Below are 453 nucleotides of genomic sequence, written 5' to 3'. Positions count from 1 at the left end.
GGATCTCGCTGCATTCGCCGCCAGTCTGGACTTGTTGGTACAGCGTCATTCAGCACTGCGGACCAACTTCCGGAGCGATTTGCAGGACGAGCCGTTGCAAGTGGTGTACCGAAATAAACGCGGAGAACTGTACGTAGAGGATATACGTAAGAAGGAGAAGGCAGCGCAAGAGCAGTATATCGAGGAGTTCGCGCGTCGAGATCAGCAGAGGGGCTTTGATCTGGCAAAGGATGCACTGATGCGGGTATCTATTTTGCGTACATCAGACGATTCATACCATTTTGTATGGAGCTTCCACCACATCATAATGGATGGCTGGTGTTTGTCGCTGGTTACCAACGAAGTCTTTGGAGGATATACTGCCCTAGCAGAAGGAAAGCCACCGCAATTGCCTGTGGTAACACCATACAGCCGATACATCGAATGGCTGGAGGGGCAGAACCGTCAGGAAGC

Annotated in this window: 1 protein-coding gene; it reads left to right on the top strand. The window is 51.7% G+C overall.

The genetic code is table 11. The annotated features are described in order from the left end of the window. Positions 1 to 453, top strand: a 453-nt coding sequence (locus QD47_RS29670) for a condensation domain-containing protein (protein ID WP_044649496.1), incomplete at both ends; no start/stop codon positions are given.

Origin of the sequence: Paenibacillus terrae (assembly GCF_000943545.1) — a bacterium.
Classification (GTDB): Bacteria; Bacillota; Bacilli; order Paenibacillales; family Paenibacillaceae; genus Paenibacillus; species Paenibacillus terrae_A.
Note: the sequence above shows the minus strand (reverse complement) of the source record. Positions and strands in the feature narration are given on the sequence as shown.